The sequence below is a fragment of the Stutzerimonas stutzeri genome (genome assembly GCF_013522825.1).
In the GTDB taxonomy this organism is placed as follows: Bacteria; Pseudomonadota; Gammaproteobacteria; order Pseudomonadales; family Pseudomonadaceae; genus Stutzerimonas; species Stutzerimonas stutzeri_AK.
The window spans coordinates 60,742-81,182 of record NZ_JAAMQZ010000018.1; the positions used below are offsets into that span (position 1 = coordinate 60,742).

Genomic DNA, 20,441 nt, shown 5'->3' on the forward strand with positions numbered 1-20,441 from the left:
TCGCGAACAATGACTAGGCGTCCCCCTCGCTCCTACAGGTCAGTGCGCGGTTTCCACCACGGGTTCGACTATGGGGGCTGCCTGTTGCTTCAGCTTGCGCATCTGCTCGACGCCCCAGAGCACCCGCTCCGGCGTTGCCGGCGCATCGATCTTCGGCTGCACCTTGTAGTCCGCGAGGCTCGCCACGGCGTCCTTGATCGCGCACCAGACCGAGATGCCGAGCATGAACGGCGGCTCGCCGACGGCCTTGGAATGGAACACCGTGTCCTCGGGATTCTTGCGGTTTTCCACCAGCTTGACCCGCAGGTCCAGCGGCATGTCGGCCACTGCCGGCACCTTGTAGCTGGCCGGGCCGCTGGTCATCAGCTTGCCCTTGTCGTTCCACACCAGCTCTTCCATGGTCAGCCAGCCCATGCCCTGGACGAAGCCGCCTTCCACCTGGCCGATATCGATGGCCGGGTTCAGCGAGGCGCCGACGTCGTGCAGGATGTCGCTGCGCAGCATCCGGTATTCGCCGGTCAGGGTGTCGACGATCACTTCCGAGCAGGCCGCGCCGTAGGCGAAGTAGTAGAAGGGCCGGCCGCGTGCCTGGTCGCGGTCGTAGTAGATCTTCGGCGTGCGGTAGAAACCGGTCGCGGACAGCGACACCTGGCCGAAATAGGCCTGCTGGATCAGCTCCTCGAAGGCGACGAAGCGATCGCGGATGCGCACCTGGCCGTTCTTGAACTGGACGTCTTCCTCGGTGACGTTGTAGTGCCGCGCGGCGAATTCGACCAGACGCTGCTTGATCGTCTGCGCCGCGTTCTGCGCGGCCTTGCCGTTGAGGTCGGCGCCGCTGCTGGCTGCCGTCGGCGAGGTGTTGGGCACCTTGTCGGTGTTGGTGGCGGTGATCTGGATGCGCTCGATATCCACCTGGAACACCTCGGCCACCACCTGCGCGACCTTGATGTTCAGGCCCTGGCCCATTTCGGTGCCGCCGTGGTTCAGGTGAATGCTGCCGTCGGTGTAGACGTGCACCAGCGCGCCGGCCTGGTTGAGGAAGCTTGCCGTGAAGCTGATGCCGAACTTCACCGGCGTCAGCGACAGGCCCTTCTTCAGGATCGGGCTGCTGGCGTTGAACGCACGGATTTCCTCGCGGCGCTTGGCGTATTCGCTGCTGGCCTCCAGTTCGGCGGTCATCTCGTCGAGCATGTTGTGCTCGACGGTCTGGTAGTAGGGCGTGACGTTGCGCTCGGTCTTGCCGTAGTAGTTGCGCTTGCGCACCTCCAGCGGGTCCTTGCCCAGCTCGCGCGAGACCGCATCCATGATCTCCTCGATGGCGACCATGCCCTGCGGACCGCCGAAGCCGCGGTAGGCGGTATTCGACGCCATGTTGGTCTTGCAGCGATGACCGTGGATGGTGGCATCGCCCAGGTAATAGGCGTTGTCGGAGTGGAACATGGCGCGGTCGACGATGGAGCCCGACAGGTCCGGCGAGTAGCCGCAGTTGCCGGCCAGGTCGATCTGGATGCCGTGCAGCAGGCCGTCGTCGTCGAAGCCCACGTCGTATTCGACGTAGAAGGGGTGACGCTTGCCGGTCATGGTCATGTCTTCCATGCGCGGCAGGCGCATCTTGGTCGGGCGACCGGTCAGGTGGGCGATCACCGCACATATGCAGGCCGGGCCGGCGGCCTGGGTTTCCTTGCCGCCGAAGCCACCGCCCATGCGGCGCATGTCGATGACGATCTTGTTCATCGAAACGCCCAGCACCTCGGCCACCAGTTTCTGCACCTCGGTGGGGTTCTGCGTCGAGGTGTAGACGATCATGCCGCCGTCTTCGGTGGGCATCACCGAGGAAATCTGCGTCTCCAGGTAGAAGTGCTCCTGGCCGCCGATATGCAGCGTGCCCTGCAGGCGGCGCGGTGCGCTCGCCAGTGCGCCGGCGGAGTCGCCGCGCTTGTGGGTGTGGCTGTCGAGCACGAAATGCTGCTTGCGCAGCGCCTCGACTACGTCGAGCACCGGCTCCAGGTCCTCGTATTCGATGATCGCGGCCATGGCGGCCTTGCGCGCGGTTTCCAGGCTGTCGGCGGCGACGGCGATTACCGGCTGGCCAATGTACTCGACCTTGCCGTCCGCCAGCAGCGGGTCGCCGGCGACCACCGGACCAATGTCCAGCTGACCGGGCACGTCTTCGGCGGTGATGACGATGGCCACGCCCGGAACCTGATAGCAGGGCGAGGTATCGATGCTGACGATGCGGGCATGGGCGCGGTCGCTCATGCGGGCATAGACGTGCAGTTGGTTGGGGAACTCCAGGCGGTCGTCGACGTATACCGCTTCACCGGAAACGTGCTTGTCCGCGCTGTCGTGTTTGACGCTGCGACCGACGCCAGTGACCAGGTCCTGCTTGAACAGGGCGGCGATTTCTTCCTGGCTTCGTACAAGGCTGTGGTTAGACATAAGCGGTCACCCTCGTTTCGGTTTTCGGTGCGTGCTGTTCCAGGAAGCACTTGCGTAGCAGGTTCTGTGCAACCAGCAGGCGGTACTCGCGGCTGGCGCGGAAGTCGGTCAGAGGCGTGAAGTCCTGGGCCAGAGCCTCGCAGGCGCGTTCGGCCGTCTCCAGGGTGAAGGACGCGCCGATCAGCGCGCCCTCACAGGCCACCGCCCGCTTCGGAATCGCCGCCATGCCGCCGAAGGCGACGCGGGCATCGGCAATCACGCCGTTCTCGACGCTCAGATCGAAGGCCGCGCATACCGCGGAAATGTCGTCGTCCAGACGTTTGGACACCTTGTAGGCGCGGAATATCTGCTCCGGCCGGGCGCGCGGGACGAGAACCTTCTCGATGAATTCGCCGGGTTCGCGGGCGGTGACCTTGTAGTCGATGAAGTAATCCTGCAGCGGCAGGGTGCGGCTGCGTTCGCCCTTGCGCAGCACCACCTGGGCGCCAAGGGCGATCAGCAATGGCGGCGAGTCACCGATGGGCGAGGCGTTGCCGATGTTGCCGCCCAGGGTGCCCTGGTTGCGGATCTGCAAGGATGCGAAGCGGTGCAGCAGCTCGCCGAAATCGGGGTATTCGGCAGCCAGCGCTTCGTAGCAGTCGGTCAGGGCGGTGGCCGCGCCAAGCTCGATGTGGCTGTCGCTGACTTCGACCTGCTTCATTTCGGCGATATGGCCGACATAGATCATCACCGGCAGTTCGCGGTGGAACTGGGTGACTTCCAGCGCGAGATCGGTGCCGCCGGCCAGCAGGCGGGCGTCCGGGTTGGCGCTGTAGATCTCGGCCAGGTCCGCCACCGTCAGCGGCGACAGGCAGCGCTTGTCGCCATTGTTCAGCTCTGCGGTTTCGTGTGGTTCGATGGCTTTCAGCTGGGCGATGGTTTCGGCTTCGCGGGCATCGAACTGATCCGGCTGCTTGCCGTCGCAGGCCTGTTCAGCAGCTTCGAGGATCGGTCGGTAGCCGGTGCAGCGACAGAGGTTGCCGGCCAGGGCTTCGTGGGTCTGGGCCGAATCGTATTCGTTGACGGCGCCTGACGCGGCCCGATTCTTCTGCAGGGCGAACAGGCTCATGACGAAGCCCGGCGTGCAGAAACCACACTGCGAACCATGGCAGTCGACCATCGCCTGCTGAACACTGTGCAGCTGGCCCTGATCCTTCAGGTCTTCGACGACGATCAGCTGCTTGCCGTGCAAGGCTGAGACGAAGGTCAGGCAGGAGTTGAGCGTGCGATAACGCAGCGTGTCGCCAACCAGCTCGCCTACCACTACGGTGCAGGCACCGCAGTCGCCGGAGGCGCAGCCTTCCTTGGTGCCGGTCTTGCCACGGTGCTCGCGCAGGTACTGCAGTACCGTGGTGTTGGGGTCGAGAGTCTGCTCGCTGCGCAGCTCTCGATTGAGTAGGAACTGGATCACGGGGCCTCCTGGGTTTCTTGTTCTGGGCTCTGGCGGTAGAAACTAGCCTTATCTGACTTTTAGGTCAAGAAATAGCTGTCCAGGAAGTCAATGCGACCGACAGGCGCACCTTCCTGAGGGGGGCTTGCTCCCTCGCTGGTGGTGTATGTCTGCAGTAAAGACCGTCCAGAGCGCTTTGGCGTCGCCGGCTTGTCCGCTGCTGCCGGGCGCTGGATGCCTAGCGCAGTGGTCGCGTTGCCAGTTCGAGCCCCAACAGCAGCAGGAACGACAGGAAGCAGGTGCGGAACACCCTCGGGCTGATTCGCGCCCTGATGCGCTGCCCCAGCCACATGCCGGCGAGAGCGGGCACGATGGCCAGCGTGGACAGGCCGAGCTGGCCGATGTGAAAGGCATCGTGCAGCGCCAGGCCGGAGGCGAGCGACAGCGTGGAGACGGTGAACGACAGGCCCAGGGCCTGGATCAGCTCCTCCTTGTCCAGCCGCAGGGCCTGCAGGTAAGGCACGGCAGGTATCACGAACACCCCGGTGGCGCCGGTCACCAGCCCCGTGACCAGGCCGACCAGCGGCGACAGCCACGGCTCGATGCGAGCGGGGACCTGCAGTGCCGGCGAAACCAGCGCATAACCGGCGTAGACCACCAGGGCGATGCCCAGCGCCAGACCCGACATGAGCGGGGCCACCCGTGCCAGCAGCGCAGCCCCGGCCACGGTGCCCAGGACGATCCCCGCCATCATCGGCCACAGGCGCCGCAGCAAGGGCGCCAGCGCCGGCCCGGCGAAGAGCTGCCACAGATTGGTCACCAGCGACGGAATGACCAGCATGGCGGCGGCAGTGGCTGGCGTCATCACCGCACCCAGCAGCCCCATGGCCACGGTGGGCAGGCCCATGCCGGTGACGCCCTTGACCAGCCCGGCGGCGACGAAGGTGCAGGCGATCAGGGCGAAGAGAAAAGGCGAAAGTTCGTTCATGCCGGCATTGGACCTGCTTGAGCCCTCGGGCACAATGCGGTTTTCTCGCGCAAGCCTTCGGCGAATCCGAAGGGTAGGGGGCTTCATGCGGCTCGACCTGGCGGACCTGCAGCTGTTTCTCTGCATCGCCGATGCCGGCAGCATCACCCACGGCGCCGCCCGGGCGAACCTGGCGCTGGCTTCGGCGAGCGAGCGGCTGCGCAATATCGAGGCGGACGCCGGCGTCCCGCTGCTGCAACGTCATGCTCGCGGCGTGGTGACCACCGAGGCCGGCGAAGCCCTGGCGCACCATGCGCGGCTGATCCTGCACCAGCAAGCCCTGCTCAAGGGGGAGCTGCGCGATTTCGCCGCTGGCGCGCGGGGCACGCTCCACCTGTATGCCAACACCGCGGCGCTCACCGAATACCTGCCACGCAAGCTCGCCCCCTGGCTTGCCAGCCGTCCGCACCTGCACGTGGATCTGAAGGAGCGGACCAGCGTGGAAATCGTCCGCACCATCAATGCAGGGTTGGTCGAAGCCGGTATCGTTTCCGACGCCGTCGAGGCGCCCGGCCTGATCCGGCAGGCGGTCGCCGAGGATCGCCTGGTACTGATCGCGCCCACCGGCCACCGCCTGGCGAGCCGCCGCAGCGTCGCCTTCGCCGACATCCTCGGCGAGCCTTTCGTCGGGCTCGCCACGGGCAGCGCCCTGCACGGCCACCTCGACGATCACGCGCGCGTTGCCGGTCGTACGCTGGCCGTGCGCATTCGCATGCATACCTACGAAGGGATCTGTGAAATGGTGTCGCACGGCATCGGCGTGAGCATCCTGCCCCAGGGCGTCGCCAAACGCTACCAAGGGCGCCACGCCTACCGCATACGTCCGATCATGGACAGCTGGAGCCGTCGTCGGCTATGCCTGTGCTACCGGGACTGGTCGGCGCTGTCCGCCCCGATGCAGAGCCTGCTGCTGCATCTGGGGCGGGAGGTGGCTGGGCCGTAGTCAGCGTCCAGGCGAATGCCGACCGACGATCAACCGTTGATCAGGCGAGCCGCCGCCTGGCGATGATCGGCGATCAGTCCGGCCACATCCAGGCCCTCGATCTGGCCGTCGATCACTTGCCAGCGACCACCGACCATCACCCGGTCGGCGCGGTCCGCGCCGCAGAGCAGCAGCGCCGAGAGCGGATCATGGCTGCCGGAGAAACGCAGTTCGTCCAGCTTGAACAGGGCCAGATCCGCCTGCTTGCCGACCGCCAGCTCGCCGAGGTCATCGCGACCCAGCAGTCGCGCCGAGCCCTTCGTGGCCCAGCCCAGCGCAAGCTCCGGGGTGATCTTCTCGGCGCCGTAGCGCAGGCGCTGCAGATACAGCGCCTGGCGTGCTTCGAGGATCATGTTGGAGGCGTCGTTGGAGGCCGAGCCATCGACGCCCAGGCCGATGGGCGCGCCCGCTGCTTCCAGCTCCAGGGTCGGACAGATGCCGGACGCCAGCCGCATGTTGGAACTGGGGCAATGGCAGATGCCGGTGCCGGCCTGGCCGAGGCGGGCGATTTCATCGGCATTGAAATGGATGCCGTGGGCCAGCCAGGTGCGGTCGGACAGCCAGCCGACGCTGTCGAGATAATCCACGGTGCGCAGGCCGAAGCGCTCCAGGCAGAAGTCTTCCTCGTCGAGGGTTTCCGCCAGATGGGTGTGCAGGCGCACGTCCAGGCGCTCGGCCATGGCGGCGCTGGCGCGCATGATCTCCGGCGTGACCGAGAAGGGCGAGCAGGGCGCCAGGGCGATCTGGATCTGCGCACCGGCGCCGCGCTCGTGGTAGCAACCGATCAGCCGCTCGCTGTCGGCCAGGATCACTTCGGCTTCCTGCACCGTCTGTTGCGGTGGCAGGCCGCCATCGGCCTCGCCCAGGCTCATCGAGCCGCGTGTCAGCATGGCGCGCATGCCCAGCTCGCGCACGGCCTGAACCTGTACGTCGATGGCTTCTTCCAGCCCTTCGGGGAACAGATAGTGGTGATCGGCCGCGGTGGTGCAGCCGGACAGCAGCAGCTCGGCCAGCGCGACCTTGCTCGCCAGTTCGAGTTTTTCCGGCGTCAGCCGCGCCCAGACCGGGTAGAGCGTCTTCAGCCAGGGAAACAGCGGCTGGTTGACCACCGGGCCCCAGGCACGGGTGAGCGTCTGGTAGAAGTGATGATGAGTGTTGATCAGGCCCGGCAGCACCACGTGCTCGCGGGCGTCGAAGATGCTGTTCACCGGTGCGGTGGGCGCCTGGCCGGCAGCGAGCAGTTCGCTGATGACGCCGTTTTCGATGACCAGCCCGCCGGAAGCGTCCTGATCGTTGGCGGTGAAGAGGGCGAGGGGATTCTTGATCCAAGTACGGGTAGCGGCCATTGCCGGCTCCTCCTGAAATGATGGGTTCAGAAAAGCCAGCTCAGTTATGCCCTGTCTGCTGATCCAGGGGCGCCAAGCGCATGGGGGAGTCGCCCCGCAGTGGGGCGACTGTTTTGCTTAGGACCGGTGGTTGTATTTCCCAAGGTCCATATGACGGTTCACATCCTTGTACAGCAAATAGCGGAACTTGCCAGGGCCGCCGGAGTAGCAGGCTTGCGGGCAGAAGGCGCGCAGCCACATATAGTCGCCGGCCTCCACCTCGACCCAGTCCTGGTTCAGGCGATACACCGCCTTGCCTTCCAGCACGTACAGGCCGTGTTCCATCACGTGGGTTTCGGCGAAGGGAATGACGCCGCCCGGCTCGAAGGTCACGATATTCACGTGCATGTCATGGCGCATGTCGCTCATGTCGACGAAGCGGGTGGTCACCCACGCGCCATTGGTACCCGGCATCGGGATCGGCTCGATGTCCTGCTCGTTGGTGATGAAGGCTTGCGGATGCGCCAGCCCGTCGACGGCCTGGTAGTACTTGCGAATCCAGTGGAAGCGGGCGGGCTGGCCGCTGTTGTTGCGCACCTTCCACTCCGCTGCCGGCGGGATGAACGCATAGCTGCCGGGGCGCAGTTCGTGGGTGCTGCCCTCGAGCGTCAGAGTGAACTCGCCGTCGACGACGAACAGGACGCCTTCGGCGTTCTTGTCGAGCTCGGGCTTGTCGCTGCCGCCGCCGTCGGCCAGTTCCACGATGTACTGGGAAAAGGTCTCGGAGAAGCCGGACAGCGGACGGGAGAGAACCCACATACGCATGTTGTCCCAGAACGGCAGATGGCTGGTGACGATGTCACGCATCACGCCTTTGGGAATGACGGCATAGGCCTCGGTGAACATTGCGCGGTCGGTCAGCAGTTCGGTCTGCGCCGGATGCCCGCCCGTGGGGGCATAGTACTTGGTGTTTGCCATATAACTCCCGTCATCGGTTGTTGTTGCCGGTCGTTAGTGCGCCAGAGCGTGAGATCGGCTGACTGGCGGGGTTTGCGAGCGGCTGGTAGAGGAGCTGCCTGTGCATTGTATACATGATTGTAGGTTGTATCTAGAGATTGTATCCAATTTGCAGGCGGCGATTGCCTGACAAACATACACACCTCTCGAATCGCGTTTAGAATCACGCGCTTTCCACCTCGCGATGACTTTTCATGCAGCCGGACGCCCTCGCTACACTGCAGCAACACCTGATCACTGCCCTGGCGCAGCCACCTGTCGAGACGCGCCGGCTGTTCCATGGCCGTGGCCGTTGCTGGCCGGGGCTTGAGCATGTGACGGTGGACTGGCTGCAGGGGGTGCTGCTGGTGTCGCTGTTCCGTGCGCCGGCGGATACCGAACTGGATGCGTTGCGGGAGATTCTGCTGGCGCTCGGCCAGAGCGTCGAGTGGCTGGCGAGCGGGGCACACAGCCTGCTGCTGCAGCATCGCTATCTTCCGGACAGTCGCATGGAGCAGCTGCTGGGCGAGCCTGTCGAAGAATGGCTGATCAGCGAAAACGGCCTGCGTTACAAGCTCGATCTGGGCATCAAGCAGAACAACGGACTGTTCCTCGACATGCGTTATGGCCGGCGTTGGGTGCAGGAACAGGCGCGGGGTTTGCGCGTGCTCAACCTGTTCGCCTACACCTGCGGCTTTTCCGTGGCGGCGATTGCCGGCGGCGCCGAGCATGTGGTCAATCTCGACATGGCGCGCGCGGCGCTCAGTCGCGGGCGAGATAATCACCGGCTCAACGAGCATGACCTGGGCAAGGTCAGCTTTCTCGGCCACGAGCTGTTCAAATCCTGGGGCAAGATCCGCAAGAGTGGGCCCTACGATCTGGTGATCGTCGATCCGCCGTCGTTCCAGAAGGGCAGCTTCGCCCTGGACCGTGATTACCAGAAGATCCTGCGCCGCCTGCCCGAGCTGCTGACGCCAACCGGCAGGGTGCTGGCCTGCATCAACGACCCGGATACCGGGCCGGATTTCCTGATCGAGGGTATCGCCGCCGAGGCGCCCGGCCTGGTGTTCGTGCAGCGCCTGGAAAACCCGCCGGAATTTCCCGATATCAGTTCCGACAGTGGGCTGAAGGCGCTGGTGTTCGAGCGAGTGTGCTGAGGGGGTGAGGAAACCTGAACAGGCCGTTGCGGGTCGGAATCTGCATGCGCCGCATTTGGCTGCCTGTCAGAAGGAGTTCCCATGTCCCTGTATAGCAAGAACACCGCCGCCAACCTGATCCCCTGCCTGTGTTACCGCGACCTTCCCGCTGCGCTGGAGTGGCTGTGCGGAGTGTTCGATTTCGAGCGGCGGCGTGTGGTAGAGGATGAACAGGCTGGCATCCTTCATGCTCAGCTGGGCTTTGGCAGCAGCCTGTTGATGCTGGGGCCGGTGAGCGATACCCAGGAGGATCGCCTGTTCAGTCAGCCGGACGAAGTGGGCGGGGTTTCGACGCAGGGCATCTACGTCATCGTGACCAGCGCCGACGCCCTTTACACCAAGGCCAAGGCCGCCGGAGCGCAGATCGTCCGTGAGCTGAAGGATGAGGATTATGGTGGCCGCGGTTTCAGTTGCCGTGACCCGGAAGGGCATCTGTGGAGCTTTGGTACTTATGATCCCTGGGCCGAGTCGTAGCAGGCTGTTGAAAAACTACCTGCTAGAGTCGCCGGCGGCAGGCCTGCTCAGGCATCAGGCAGGCAGTCCAGTGAGCCCAGATCCTGGCGCAGGCGCTGCAAGCGTTTGTCGAGATGGCGCCGTTGCTCCGTATCGGACAGCGCATAGAGGTCACTGATCAGGCTGATGGTTGCGCTTTCGTTGCGGGCCAGGGTTGCGCGATAGGCGTCCGTCCCCATTGACTCGCGTTCCTGCAGCAGGCGGGCGATGCGTTGCTCGAAGCCCGCTTCATGGCGCTCGGCCAGAGTCTCCAGCAGGGCGGCTTGCCAGCGCTGCCGGTTTTCCAGCCAGAGACGGTTCTGCTCATCCAGGGTATGCGCCCAGGCCAGAATGCGCTGGTGCTGTGCGGCATCGAGCTTGCCGGTCCACTGTTCGATACGCTTGCCCATGCGCTCGGCACGCTCGCGGATCTGTTGCGGAAGTGGCGCGGCCAGGTATTTCTCCTGATGTTCTTGATGGTTCTCGGCGAGGGCCTTGGCGAGCTGGTTCACCTGACGATCATCCAGCTCGCGCAGCAATTGCACGGTCGTTGGTGTGATTTCCACGGCCACGGATTGAATGGCTTGCCTTATGTCCTGATAGTGGCTGCGGATGGCGCGTTCATCGAGTTCGCCCTGGCGTATCTGTCGCTGCATGCGCTGAAGGGCGTCGAGGTCGTCCGGCAGCTGCGTACGGCAGTGCCAGGCGATGTGTTCGCGCAACTGTTCGCGCAGGCGGCTCTGCTGGTTGCGGTTCATGTCCAGGTAGTCATCCAGCGACCAGGAAACCAGCAGGTCCAGGTTGCGATAGGCAAGGTTGATGCGGCTGCAGCCGACCAGCGTCACCACCATCGCCAGCAGCAACAGTAGTGCCTTGGAGCCAGGTGTCGGGCGAATCCGCATCGCGGTTCCTCGTCTTGTTGAAATGCTGCGCTCCTGAATAGAGCCGCAAGGCGCTCCGGCAGTTCGGTCACAAGAGTCTTGTGAAGCACGGTCTGCGCAGCTTTTTTAACAGCCTGTAAACAGTAACGGCTCGTTTGTGCGAGAAGAACGTTGCTTGGCGTGGTCACTAAGTCATGGGCCGCGATGGAGCGGATCGCCATTTCAATCGAGGGCAGTCGTTATGCAGACCAGTATCAGACACCTGAGTGGAGACGAAATACCCCAAAGCTGGCGCCCGACCTGGGTCACCTGCTGGGTGGTGGAGATGGATGGCACGACCATCGCCGGTCCCTACGCCACGCGGGAGGAAGCGCAGGCCGTGGTGGATGGCGAGCAGGAGCCGAAGATTTCCCAGACCCCGGCGCCTCGTTAGCGGGTTTGAAAACACTTGCCGCACTTGGGGGTTACTGACAATGGCTGGGGCAGGGTACGACCCACTCAGCCTGGGGCGGCGGCTCGATGAGCTGTGAGACCAGCTCCAGGGCCTTTTCGAAAGAAGGGTAGCCGCTCTGCGCAACATCCAGCCCGGCATAGGCGCGGCGATAGGATTCGGCCTTTTCAGGCTGCTGTTCATCGACCAGATAGGGTTGCTGGTAGATCTTGTAGAGCAGCGCCACCGCATGCGGATGGCCCTTGTCGCCGGCCCGCTCCAGCAATCGCAGCACCTCTGCCTGTTGTGGCCCCTGGCGAATCAGCAACAGCGCCTGGTAGAACTCGGTTTCGCCACGCTTGTCGAGACGGGCGCTGCGATCGAGCAATGCGTGGGCGAGTTCGTAGCCGTCTTCATCGGCCTGGGAGATGAGGATCTTGGCCTGCAACAGGTCATTCTGGTACAGCAGCCGCTCGGCGCGGCAGGCGCTGCCCGGTTGATCGCATGAATGCGAGGCACAGCCACCCAGGACCATAAGCAGTCCGATCACCAGTGCGTTTTTCATCAAATGTCTTTTCTCTTGTCGTTGCGGGTGCGTCCTGGGCCTCTGGCCTGCGTGTTGGCTTTCCGTTCAGACATGTCTCATGGCGCAATCATGGACTGAAGCCCGTAGCGGCTCAGAATGATCTGCCAGTGCGGATTGCCCGGCAGGGTAGCGAGAAAGCCATCGAGATAGCCGGTTACCGCCTCACCCAGGTTATTCGTGATCAACAGGTGTCGGGTGAATTGATACAGGGGCTTTTCAGAAATGTACAGATCGCCGAGTTTTTCGCTCTGACGGTAGTAGAGCAGCGTGGAGTGCGCGACAAGTAGAATATGGATGCGCCCTGAAAGCAGTTTCTGCAGATTTTGAAGATCGGTCTGTACATCCTGGCGACGGATCGCGCCGCTGGCGATTTCCTTCTCGATCCCTTCATAGTGATAGCCGAGTACGCCGCCGAGGATGAGTCCGTTGAGTGACTGCGGGCGTTCATATTCGAACGCCGTATCGGGCAGCGAGACGAAGCTCTGCTGATCGACCAGGAGGGCTTGCGTCCATTGGCCGTTGGCTGTCAGTTCGGCGCTGAAGAAGCGTGGTGTGGCCCAGAGCAGAAGGCCGGGCGAGCCGCGAGCAAGGTGCATATCCAGGCGTTTGCGCGGCAGTTCAACCAGCTTGAAGCGGAAGCGCCCGGCATTGGCCGGATCACTGTTGAGCAGCTCGACGAAATCCTGGGAAAGCCCCTGCGAGGCTTCGAGCTTGAATGGTGGTGAAAGATGATAAGTCCATACTTCGACAGACTGCTGGGCGAAACAGGTCAGTGGCAGCAGGCTGAATACGAGCACCAGAAGGAGTCTCGGCATGGCGCACCTTTCTCGGGATGGCGAGGTGGTCGGAATCCGGTCCGGTCACTCCCGGTCGCATGGCGACAGACCAAGCATAGTTTGGCCTTGGGCTTGGCGCGAGTTACGGGCTTGAGTAAGCGAAGCGAGCCGTAGGGCCGCATTCATTCGCCAGCATGAAGCCGGTGACTCAGAAACGCTCGTGTTCACCCAGGAAGCGCCATTCGCCCAGCGCCAGCTTGGCCATCGACAGGCGACCGATGCGGATACGTTTGCCGCTCAGCATGCGCAGGCCGATGGATTCGCAGAGCTGTCGCAGATCGCCGGCCTGCGGCGCCTTGAGGACGATGCGCAGGCGGGTTTCGTTCTGCCAGCTGGCCTTGGCCCTGGGCAGGACCCTGCCGCGATGGCCGATGCCCTTGGCCAGCAGTTCAAGCCCGCCCGCCTCGGCTTCGCCCGCCACTTCCACGATGAATTCCTGTTCGAGCCGGTCGCGCGGGTCGCTCAGCTTGCGAATGACCTCGCGTTGCTGGCTGAACACCACCAGGCCGCTGATCTCCGGCTCCAGCGGCACCAGTGCGGTCTGGCGGGCGAGGTGGCGTGCGCGCGGCGTCAGGCGTGCATCGTCGCCGCTCCAATGGGTAGCCTGGGCGAGTTGCGCCTGGATGCTCGACGGGTCTGCGGCGACCGGCTGGCCGGCAGGCTTGTGCAGCAGCAGCGTGACCGGCGGCACTTCGGCAGGGGTGGCGCCGGGCAGCAATTCGATACGCTGCTGCACGACCTTGAAGTAGGGCATTTCGATGATCTGCCCATCGACGCTGACCCAGCCGCCCTCGATATACAACTCGGCCTCACGCCGGGAACAGCCGAGCTGCTCGGCGAGGCGTTTGGACAGGCGTGTCGGCTCGGTCATGGAAAGCTCGGATGGCGCAGGAGGGGAAACCTGGCGAGCCACTGCGGTACGGCAATGACAGCGGAAGCTCGCTGTTTCGGTAGGGTGGCGCGGGTATTACTTCTTGCTGATGGTGATCTGGCGTGACGGGCCTTGAGTCTGGCCGCTGACGCCATTGGGGATCTTCTGGACTTCGCCGCCGGCCTTGAGAAAGGCGGCCATTTGAGCGGCCAGGGACTGGCTGGTTTCGCTGGCAGGTTCTGGCTTGCGTTTGGCGGAGGTGGTCTTGGTGGCCATCGTCATTAGGTTCCTTTAGTCAGTCGAACCGGGCATTGTACAGATTTTTCAGATTTTTGTTTGACTTTCCGATGTGGGGGTTGCAGGCATGGCCTGTTTCTACAAAGCTCGTGGGACGGACCATGCCTTCGGCCAACGGCAAGACGAAACATTTGCTGAAGCGTTTTGCCGGGGCCATGGTCTTCTTTGCAGGCTCGTACATTCGCTTTGGAGGTTTCCCATGCCACACCCTGCCATCCGCGCTCTGTCCTGTGGTTTTGCGCTTGCCTGTTCGTCCCTGGTACTGGCCGAGGTCGAATATCACGACAGCGAACTGGGTCGGATCAGCGTGGAGGAGGTCGCTCATGGCCTGAAATACCCCTGGGCCGTGGCTTTCCTGCCCGATGACGGCGCCATGCTGGTGACCGAGCGCCCCGGCAGCTTGCGACTGGTCGATGCCGAGGGCCGGCTCTCCGATCCCCTCGACGGTGTGCCGCAGGTGTATGCCCAGGGCCAGGGTGGATTGCTCGACGTGCAGCTTTCGCCAGATTTCCACAAGGACCGCCTGGTCTATCTCAGTTATGCGCAGCAGGGCGATGACGGCAAGGCCGGGACGGCAGTGGGGCGTGGCCGGCTGGCGGACGACCGGCGCTCGCTGGAAGGTTTCACGGTGATTTTCGAGCAGCGCCCGAAACTCTCCAGCGGCCTGCATTTCGGCTCGCGACTGGTATTCGACGGCGAGGGCCGGCTGTTTGTCGCGCTCGGTGAAAACAACCAGCGGCCTACCGCGCAGGATCTGGACAAGCACCAGGGCAAACTGGTGCGGATCGAACCCGACGGCCAGGTGCCGCAGGACAACCCTTTCGTGAACACCGAGGGCGCGCAACCGGAAATCTGGTCCTACGGCCACCGCAATCAGCAGGGCGCGGCGCTCAACCCCTGGAGCGGCGAGGTCTGGACCCACGAACATGGCCCGCGCGGTGGTGACGAAATCAATATTCCCCAGCCGGGACGCAACTACGGCTGGCCGCTGGCGACCCATGGCATCGACTACAGCGGGAGTCCCATTTCCGAGGCGCTGGGCGAATCCGCTCCCGACACCGAGCCGCCGCATCATGTCTGGCGCCAGTCGCCGGCCATCAGCGGCATGGCCTTCTATGACGCCGAGCGTTTCGCGCCGTGGCAGCAGAACCTGTTCGTCGGCGCCTTGCTGGACCGCTCGCTGATTCGCCTGCAACTCGATGGCGACCGTGTCGTTCATGACGAGCGTCTGCTCAAGGACTTGAACGAGCGCATCCGCGATGTACGGCTCGGGCCGGATGGCTATCTCTACTTGCTGACGGATTCGTCGAAAGGCCGGTTGCTGCGAATCGCTCTGGCAGACCGTTGAACCTGGCAGCCGATGCAGTGCCGGCCTGCTAGAATCGCCGGCCTCGACTCACAGGATTTTCACCATGGCCGCAATCGGGCGCTACAACAGCCTGCAAATCGTCAAGCACACCGGATTCGGCCTTTATCTGGACGGCGGTCCGGATGGCGAGATCCTGCTGCCTAATCGCTACATCCCGAAGGATACGCCCACCGAGGTCGATGACTGGCTCAACGTTTTCATCTACCTCGACAGCGACGACAAGCTCATCGCCACCACCGAAAAGCCAAAAGTCCAGGTGGGCGAATTCGCCAGCCTCAAGGTGGTGCAGATCAACCGGGTCGGGTTGTTCCTCGACTGGGGCCTGCCCAAGGACCTGTTGCTGCCGCATTCCGAGGAAAAGCGACCGCTGAACGAGGGTGATTACTGTGTCGTCTACGTCTACCTCGACAAGCACACCCGGCGTATCACCGCCACGGCGCGTCTGGATCGCTACCTCGACAAGACGCCGCCGCGTTATCGCGCCGGCGAGGCGGTGGACTTGCTGGTGGTGGAGCGGACCGATCTGGGCCACAAGGCGATCATCAACGGCCAGCACTGGGGCCTGATCCACAAGAACGAGGCGTTCAAGTTCCTGCGTGGCGGCATGCGTGAAAAGGGCTATATCCGGGAAGTGCGCGCCGATGGCAAGATCAGCCTGAGCCTGCAACCGCTGGGCAGCGAAGCCGGCGATGCCCTGCAGGCGCTGATTCTGCAGAAACTGCAGGAAAACCAGGGCAGCCTGGCTGTTGGCGACAAGACCCCCGCCGATGAAATCGCGCAGCAGTTCGGTGTCAGCAAGGGCAACTTCAAGAAGGCCATCGGCGGGCTCTACAAGCAGGGCCGCATCCTGATTCACCCGGACCGCATCGAGCGCGTCTGATCCCGGACGGCGGTGGGCAGTCGGCCCGGCGCCCCTCGCTGGCCAAGGCCGAACAAGTTCGGCCCTACGAGTCGGCAGTCGAAGCGGGACACCTGGCCGTAGGGCCGAATTCATTCGGCCTTGACGGACGGCAGGGGCCGTTTATCGGTTACGCCAGCGGAACGTCGGATTACGCCTTCGGCTAATCCGACCTACATCCGAACGGGTGACATCGAAGTCATGTAGGCCGGGTCATGCTTTACCGACCCGACGTGCGGCTTTATTCCAAAGCCTAATCCTCTCCACGAAACTGCTTCTGACTGCCGCTGCTTCCCTCCCCGAATCATCCCTCTGATCGATTGTGCAACTGTCGCGGATATTTGCGGTCTGTTGCGTGTCTATGACTCCTCACAAGCCAAGCGTCGCGGTTGGGGTCGAGGCATGAACAACAATTCATCTCCGAGAAGGGATTCGTTATGAGGAACATCACGCTTGCGGGTGCATCGCTATTCTGCCTCGCGACCACTCAAGGCTGGGCGGCGAGCGATCCGAGGGATATTCGCATTGGTGGTTTCGAGTTCACGCCCACGCTGATCGTGCGCGAGAGCTACGACGACAACTATCGGGGTTTGTCGGATAACGAACAGGCTTCCTGGGTCACGGGCATCAACCCGACCTTCCTGCTCGCAACGGGCAACCGCAACAGCGAATACGAGCTGGAGTATTCCTTCAACAGCGACATCTTTCATTCCGATTCCGAAGCCAGCAACACCGACCATCATCTGAGCCTCAGAAGCGCCATGGAATTTACCTCCAGGCATCGTCTGAACTGGGGCCTGGCCTATCACCGTGTGGAAGAGACCGCCGATACCGAGGTCGATACCGAGAACGACAAGTACAGCAGCGCCGTCGCCCGTGCCTCGTATGTCTACGGCGCACGCACCGCTCGTAACCAGCTGGAATTCGGTACCCGCTATGAAGAGCGGCGCTACCACAACAGTGGCAACCTGAATGCTTCGGAAGAGCGTGACAGCCTGATGTTCAACTCCATCTGGTTCCACCGCCTCGGCGCTACTACCCGCTCGCTGCTGGAAGTCCGCCACACCGATCATGACTACAAGCAATCCACCGCATTACGCGACAGCACCAACCTGGCGTTGCTCGGCGGCGCCACCTGGGAAGCGGGTGCCAAGACGTCCGGCACAGTCAAGCTGGGTGTCGAGCGCAAGGATTTCGACAGCGACCAGCGTGAAGACTTCACCAGCCCCATGTGGGAAATCGGCGTCACCTGGGAACCGCGCAGCTACTCCGCCTTCAAGCTCAACAGCCGCCGCGCCTTCGACGAGGGCGACGATGGCGCCAGCACCATCAACGACTGGACCACCGTGGCGACCTGGGAGCACGAGTGGACCTCACGCATCTCCAGCGAGCTGCTGTATCGCTTCTCCGACCGCGAATACAAGGGGCTCGACCGGGACGACGAACGAACCTCCTACGGCGCCGGCGTGACCTGGTCGCCGGACCGCTGGATCGACGTGACCCTGTCGTATCTCAGAACGGAAAACGATTCCAGCATGAGCTGGGAGACCTACGACAGAAACGTCTACCTGCTGAGTTTCGACATGAGCCTTTGAGGCCGGTCAGGAGGTTGCATCAGTGTCCAAGGAGAAACAGAGCATGACCATCCAGAACCTTTTCAAATACCTGTCGCTATTGGTGCTGCTGACATTCAGCGCCGTGGCCAGCGCTGCGCAATACCAACTGGGCTCGGGCGACGTGATCCGCGTCAGCGTCCACGGTGAGCCGGATCTCTCGTTCGACGAGATACGCCTGACCGACGCCGGCACCTTCACCTTTCCCTTCATTGGCGAGGTGGACGCCAACGGCAAGACGCCCGGCCAGGTACGCACCCTGCTGATCGAAACGCTCAAGGACGGTTATCTGATCGATCCACGGGTTTCGGTATCGGTGGTCAATTACCGCGAGTTCTACATCTCCGGTGAGGTCAAGTCGCCCGGTGGCTATCCCTATCAACCGGGCCTCACGCTGGACCGGGCCATCGCCCTGGCGGGCGGCCTGACCGAGCGCGCCTCGACCAAGCGCATGAGCATCGTGCGCGGCTCCGAAAACGGACGCAACGCGGAAAAAGCCACGATGGACACCCTGGTTCGCCCCGGCGATACGATCAACATCGATGAAGGATTCTTCTGATCATGAACAGCCCCGTTCGCCCGGACCGACCCTGGCAGCGCCCAGTCGGCACTGTCGATAGCGACTTCATCGACCTGAAAAAAATCTGGCATGCCATCTGGTCGCGCAAGTGGGGCATTGCCCTGCTGATCGGCATCGTCGCCGTGCTGACGATCCTGCTGGTGATGCGCATGACGCCCATCTACAAGGCGGTCGCCTCGGTGCTGATCGAGACCAAGGGTGCGCCTGTGGTGTCGTTCCAGCCGGTGATCGAATCGCCGGAACTCAGCGAATATCTTCAGACCCAGCTCAGCCTGATGCAGAGCCGGGGCGTCGCCGAGCGCGTGGTGCGCGACCTGAGCCTGACCGAACACCCCGAGTTCGATCTGCGCCAGCAGCCCGGCCCGCTGATCGATTTCGGTGCGCTGGCCGCCATGCTGACCGGCGAAGAGCGCGAGCCGGTCACCGAAGCCCAGGTCATGGACTACGCCACCCAGCGCTTTATGGAGCGCACCTCGGTCTGGGTCGAGGGCAAGAGCCAGCTGGTCTATCTGTCGGTCTCCATGGCCGATAACCTCACCGCCGCGCAGGCTGCCAACCAGTTGGCACAGGCCTATATCGAGGCCCAGCTGGAGGCCAAGGTCGACATGTCGATGACGGCAGCCGGCTGGATGAACGACCGCCTGGTGTCCCTGCGCGAAAAACTGCAGGCCTCCGAGGATCAGCTGCAGGCCTATCTGGACGCCGAAGGGTTGGTGGATCTGGATGGCATCGGCACCATCAGTGCCAACGAGCTGTCGCTCACGGGTGATCGCATGATCGACGCCCGTCGTCAGCGCGCCGAAGCCGAGAGCCAGTATCGTCAGGTCGAGTCCATGCGCAGCCAGGGCTGGGAGCGTCTGTCCAGCGTGCCGGCAGTGCTCGGTCATCCGCTGATCCAGCAGTTCAAGGCTGATCAGGCGCATGCCCGCTCGCGTGTCGAAGATCTTTCGCGTCGTTACGGTGACCGCCATCCGGCCATGGGTTCGGCGCGCTCCGACCTGAATGCGGCGACCGCCAGTCTGCGCCAGCAGGTCGAGCAGGTGGTGGCGAGCATCGAACGCAACTACCAATTGGCAGTGGCCAACGAGAATTCGCTGCGTGCCTCCTTCGACGAGAACAAGGACCGCATCCAGAACATCTCGCGCAAGGAATTCAAGGTGCGTGACCTGCAACGTCAGGTCGAAAGCGACCGCGCCCTGTACGAAACCTTCATGACCCGTCTGCAGGAAACCACGGCGACCTCGGACCTGAGTTCCACCAATGCCCGCGTGGTCGATGCGGCCATCCCGCCGACCGAACCCAGCGCACCGAACACCAAGCTGATTCTGGTTGTGGCGCTGTTCCTGGCGCTGGTACTGGGCATCGCCCAGGCGATCATCCGCGAGATCCTCGACAATACCTTCAAGAGCTCCGAGGAGGTGGAGAGCAAGCTCAATCTGCCGGTGATGGGCATCGTGCCGCAGGTGCCGCGCAAGTTGCGCAAGGACGTCAGCCATCTGTTCGAGCGCAGCGGCGACAAGCGTTTCTGTGAGGCTGTGCGAACCATCCGCACCAACCTGCTGCTCAGCGAAGCCAGTCAGCCACGCCAGGTGCTGGTGGTCACGTCCACTGCGCCGGGCGAGGGCAAGAGTTCGGTTTCGGCCAACCTGGCATTCGCCATGGGCCAGCTGCATCGTGTGCTGCTGATCGATGCCGACCTGCGCCGCGCAACCCTGGAAAAGGCCTTCGACCTGAAGCCCGGTACGCCGGGACTGGTGAACCTGATCGGTGGCAATGCCAGGCTCGAAGACTGCATTCACAGCGTAGGCAACGTCGACATGATCGCCGCCGGTCCGGTGCCCTCCAACCCGCTGGAACTGCTGTCCTCACCGCGTTTCGGCAAGCTGCTGGAGGTGCTCAAGGGCCGTTACGAGCGGATCATCATCGACTCGCCGCCGAGCCAGGCGGTCAGCGATGCGGCCGTTCTGTCGACCCTGGCTGATGCGGTGATCTACGTGGTCAAGTCCGACAGCACCCTGATCCCCCACGTGCAGAAGGGCGTGAGCCAGTTGCAGAACAGCAGCGCACCGGTCGCAGGCGTGGTGCTCAACCATGTCGATGTCGAGAAGGCCAGGAAGAACGGCCAGTTCCGTGGCTATTACGACCACTACGGCTACAGCGAGCAGACGGTGTAAGCCGGCTCGCCCGTATGCAG

At 63.3% G+C, this 20,441-nt stretch carries 19 protein-coding genes; 9 read left to right on the forward strand and 10 right to left on the reverse strand.

The window, feature by feature from the left end:
• Positions 1-39: 39 nt before the first annotated feature.
• From xdhB to G7020_RS13010, 3 genes are all read right to left on the reverse strand, one after another.
• Entirely contained in the window at positions 40-2,439 is a 2,400-nt protein-coding gene (xdhB, locus tag G7020_RS13000; RefSeq protein WP_181085032.1) for a xanthine dehydrogenase molybdopterin binding subunit, read from the reverse strand.
• Entirely contained in the window at positions 2,432-3,889 is a 1,458-nt protein-coding gene (gene xdhA, locus G7020_RS13005; RefSeq protein ID WP_181085034.1) for a xanthine dehydrogenase small subunit, read from the reverse strand. The genes xdhB and xdhA overlap by 8 nt, the downstream gene beginning before the upstream one ends.
• 217 nt (positions 3,890-4,106) lie before the next feature.
• On the reverse strand, positions 4,107-4,856 hold the full coding sequence (locus G7020_RS13010) for a sulfite exporter TauE/SafE family protein (RefSeq protein ID WP_181085036.1): 750 nt from the start codon (positions 4,854-4,856) through the stop codon (positions 4,107-4,109).
• Between the two features lie 85 nt (positions 4,857-4,941).
• Here G7020_RS13010 and G7020_RS13015 point away from each other — a divergent pair, with 85 nt between their 5' ends.
• Positions 4,942-5,838: a LysR family transcriptional regulator gene (locus tag G7020_RS13015; RefSeq protein ID WP_181085038.1), complete on the forward strand. Its 897-nt coding sequence runs from the start codon at positions 4,942-4,944 to the stop codon at positions 5,836-5,838.
• A 29-nt stretch (positions 5,839-5,867) separates the two neighbouring features.
• Here G7020_RS13015 and G7020_RS13020 read toward each other — a convergent pair whose 3' ends face one another.
• Positions 5,868-7,223 carry an 8-oxoguanine deaminase gene (locus G7020_RS13020; protein WP_181085040.1) on the reverse strand — a complete coding sequence of 452 codons (1,356 nt, stop codon included), beginning with the start codon at positions 7,221-7,223 and terminating at the stop codon, positions 5,868-5,870.
• A gap of 117 nt (positions 7,224-7,340) precedes the next feature.
• Positions 7,341-8,180, reverse strand: coding sequence for a bifunctional allantoicase/(S)-ureidoglycine aminohydrolase (locus tag G7020_RS13025; RefSeq protein WP_181085042.1), 840 nt, complete (start codon positions 8,178-8,180; stop codon positions 7,341-7,343).
• Positions 8,181-8,413: 233 nt separating this feature from the next.
• On the opposite strand from G7020_RS13025, the gene G7020_RS13030 reads away from it, so the two are divergent.
• Both G7020_RS13030 and G7020_RS13035 read left to right on the forward strand, forming a co-directional pair.
• Positions 8,414-9,355, forward strand: a complete 942-nt coding sequence (locus tag G7020_RS13030; protein WP_181085043.1) for a class I SAM-dependent methyltransferase — start codon at positions 8,414-8,416, stop codon at positions 9,353-9,355.
• 81 nt (positions 9,356-9,436) lie between these two features.
• Complete coding sequence (locus G7020_RS13035; RefSeq protein ID WP_181085045.1) at positions 9,437-9,868, forward strand: VOC family protein; 432 nt, start codon at positions 9,437-9,439, stop codon at positions 9,866-9,868.
• A 47-nt stretch (positions 9,869-9,915) separates the two neighbouring features.
• Here the strand turns inward: G7020_RS13035 and G7020_RS13040 are convergent, their stop codons facing one another.
• Positions 9,916-10,788: a DUF6279 family lipoprotein gene (locus G7020_RS13040; RefSeq protein WP_219852677.1), complete on the reverse strand. Its 873-nt coding sequence runs from the start codon at positions 10,786-10,788 to the stop codon at positions 9,916-9,918.
• 220 nt (positions 10,789-11,008) lie between these two features.
• Between G7020_RS13040 and G7020_RS13045 the strand changes: the two genes are divergently transcribed.
• Complete coding sequence (locus G7020_RS13045) at positions 11,009-11,200, forward strand: hypothetical protein (protein WP_181085047.1); 192 nt, start codon at positions 11,009-11,011, stop codon at positions 11,198-11,200.
• A 31-nt stretch (positions 11,201-11,231) separates the two neighbouring features.
• Here G7020_RS13045 and G7020_RS13050 read toward each other — a convergent pair whose 3' ends face one another.
• The 4 genes from G7020_RS13050 to G7020_RS13065 all read right to left on the reverse strand — a co-directional run bounded on the left by G7020_RS13050 (position 11,232) and on the right by G7020_RS13065 (position 13,766).
• On the reverse strand, positions 11,232-11,762 hold the full coding sequence (locus G7020_RS13050) for a hypothetical protein (protein ID WP_181085049.1): 531 nt from the start codon (positions 11,760-11,762) through the stop codon (positions 11,232-11,234).
• Positions 11,763-11,839: 77 nt separating this feature from the next.
• Positions 11,840-12,598, reverse strand: coding sequence for a PAAT family amino acid ABC transporter substrate-binding protein (locus tag G7020_RS13055; RefSeq protein WP_181085051.1), 759 nt, complete (start codon positions 12,596-12,598; stop codon positions 11,840-11,842).
• A 169-nt stretch (positions 12,599-12,767) separates the two neighbouring features.
• Positions 12,768-13,490, reverse strand: coding sequence for an RNA pseudouridine synthase (locus G7020_RS13060; RefSeq protein ID WP_181085053.1), 723 nt, complete (start codon positions 13,488-13,490; stop codon positions 12,768-12,770).
• Between the two features lie 96 nt (positions 13,491-13,586).
• Positions 13,587-13,766 (reverse strand): hypothetical protein, encoded by a 180-nt coding sequence (locus G7020_RS13065; protein ID WP_181085055.1) that lies wholly within the window; start codon positions 13,764-13,766, stop codon positions 13,587-13,589.
• Positions 13,767-13,986: 220 nt separating this feature from the next.
• On the opposite strand from G7020_RS13065, the gene G7020_RS13070 reads away from it, so the two are divergent.
• The 5 genes from G7020_RS13070 to G7020_RS13090 all read left to right on the forward strand — a co-directional run bounded on the left by G7020_RS13070 (position 13,987) and on the right by G7020_RS13090 (position 20,421).
• Positions 13,987-15,135 (forward strand): PQQ-dependent sugar dehydrogenase, encoded by a 1,149-nt coding sequence (locus G7020_RS13070; protein WP_181085057.1) that lies wholly within the window; start codon positions 13,987-13,989, stop codon positions 15,133-15,135.
• 64 nt (positions 15,136-15,199) lie between these two features.
• Positions 15,200-16,036: a CvfB family protein gene (locus G7020_RS13075; protein WP_181085059.1), complete on the forward strand. Its 837-nt coding sequence runs from the start codon at positions 15,200-15,202 to the stop codon at positions 16,034-16,036.
• A gap of 455 nt (positions 16,037-16,491) precedes the next feature.
• Positions 16,492-17,649, forward strand: coding sequence for an outer membrane beta-barrel protein (locus G7020_RS13080; RefSeq protein WP_181085061.1), 1,158 nt, complete (start codon positions 16,492-16,494; stop codon positions 17,647-17,649).
• 43 nt (positions 17,650-17,692) lie between these two features.
• Positions 17,693-18,226: a polysaccharide biosynthesis/export family protein gene (locus G7020_RS13085; protein ID WP_181085063.1), complete on the forward strand. Its 534-nt coding sequence runs from the start codon at positions 17,693-17,695 to the stop codon at positions 18,224-18,226.
• A 2-nt stretch (positions 18,227-18,228) separates the two neighbouring features.
• A complete protein-coding gene (locus tag G7020_RS13090; RefSeq protein WP_181085065.1) occupies positions 18,229-20,421 on the forward strand; it encodes a GumC family protein in 2,193 nt (730 codons plus the stop codon).
• Positions 20,422-20,441: the final 20 nt, after the last annotated feature.

Coding starts and splice junctions, on each gene's coding strand:
- xdhB (WP_181085032.1), bottom strand. CDS start 2,439: ATGTCTAACCACAGCCTTGTACGAAGCCAGGAAGAAATCGCCGCCCTG.
- G7020_RS13010 (WP_181085036.1), bottom strand. CDS start 4,856: ATGAACGAACTTTCGCCTTTTCTCTTCGCCCTGATCGCCTGCACCTTC.
- G7020_RS13015 (WP_181085038.1), top strand. CDS start 4,942: ATGCGGCTCGACCTGGCGGACCTGCAGCTGTTTCTCTGCATCGCCGAT.
- G7020_RS13020 (WP_181085040.1), bottom strand. CDS start 7,223: ATGGCCGCTACCCGTACTTGGATCAAGAATCCCCTCGCCCTCTTCACC.
- G7020_RS13025 (WP_181085042.1), bottom strand. CDS start 8,180: ATGGCAAACACCAAGTACTATGCCCCCACGGGCGGGCATCCGGCGCAG.
- G7020_RS13030 (WP_181085043.1), top strand. CDS start 8,414: ATGCAGCCGGACGCCCTCGCTACACTGCAGCAACACCTGATCACTGCC.
- G7020_RS13035 (WP_181085045.1), top strand. CDS start 9,437: ATGTCCCTGTATAGCAAGAACACCGCCGCCAACCTGATCCCCTGCCTG.
- G7020_RS13040 (WP_219852677.1), bottom strand. CDS start 10,788: ATGCGGATTCGCCCGACACCTGGCTCCAAGGCACTACTGTTGCTGCTG.
- G7020_RS13045 (WP_181085047.1), top strand. CDS start 11,009: ATGCAGACCAGTATCAGACACCTGAGTGGAGACGAAATACCCCAAAGC.
- G7020_RS13050 (WP_181085049.1), bottom strand. CDS start 11,762: ATGAAAAACGCACTGGTGATCGGACTGCTTATGGTCCTGGGTGGCTGT.
- G7020_RS13055 (WP_181085051.1), bottom strand. CDS start 12,598: ATGCCGAGACTCCTTCTGGTGCTCGTATTCAGCCTGCTGCCACTGACC.
- G7020_RS13060 (WP_181085053.1), bottom strand. CDS start 13,490: ATGACCGAGCCGACACGCCTGTCCAAACGCCTCGCCGAGCAGCTCGGC.
- G7020_RS13065 (WP_181085055.1), bottom strand. CDS start 13,766: ATGGCCACCAAGACCACCTCCGCCAAACGCAAGCCAGAACCTGCCAGC.
- G7020_RS13070 (WP_181085057.1), top strand. CDS start 13,987: ATGCCACACCCTGCCATCCGCGCTCTGTCCTGTGGTTTTGCGCTTGCC.
- G7020_RS13075 (WP_181085059.1), top strand. CDS start 15,200: ATGGCCGCAATCGGGCGCTACAACAGCCTGCAAATCGTCAAGCACACC.
- G7020_RS13080 (WP_181085061.1), top strand. CDS start 16,492: ATGAGGAACATCACGCTTGCGGGTGCATCGCTATTCTGCCTCGCGACC.
- G7020_RS13085 (WP_181085063.1), top strand. CDS start 17,693: ATGACCATCCAGAACCTTTTCAAATACCTGTCGCTATTGGTGCTGCTG.
- G7020_RS13090 (WP_181085065.1), top strand. CDS start 18,229: ATGAACAGCCCCGTTCGCCCGGACCGACCCTGGCAGCGCCCAGTCGGC.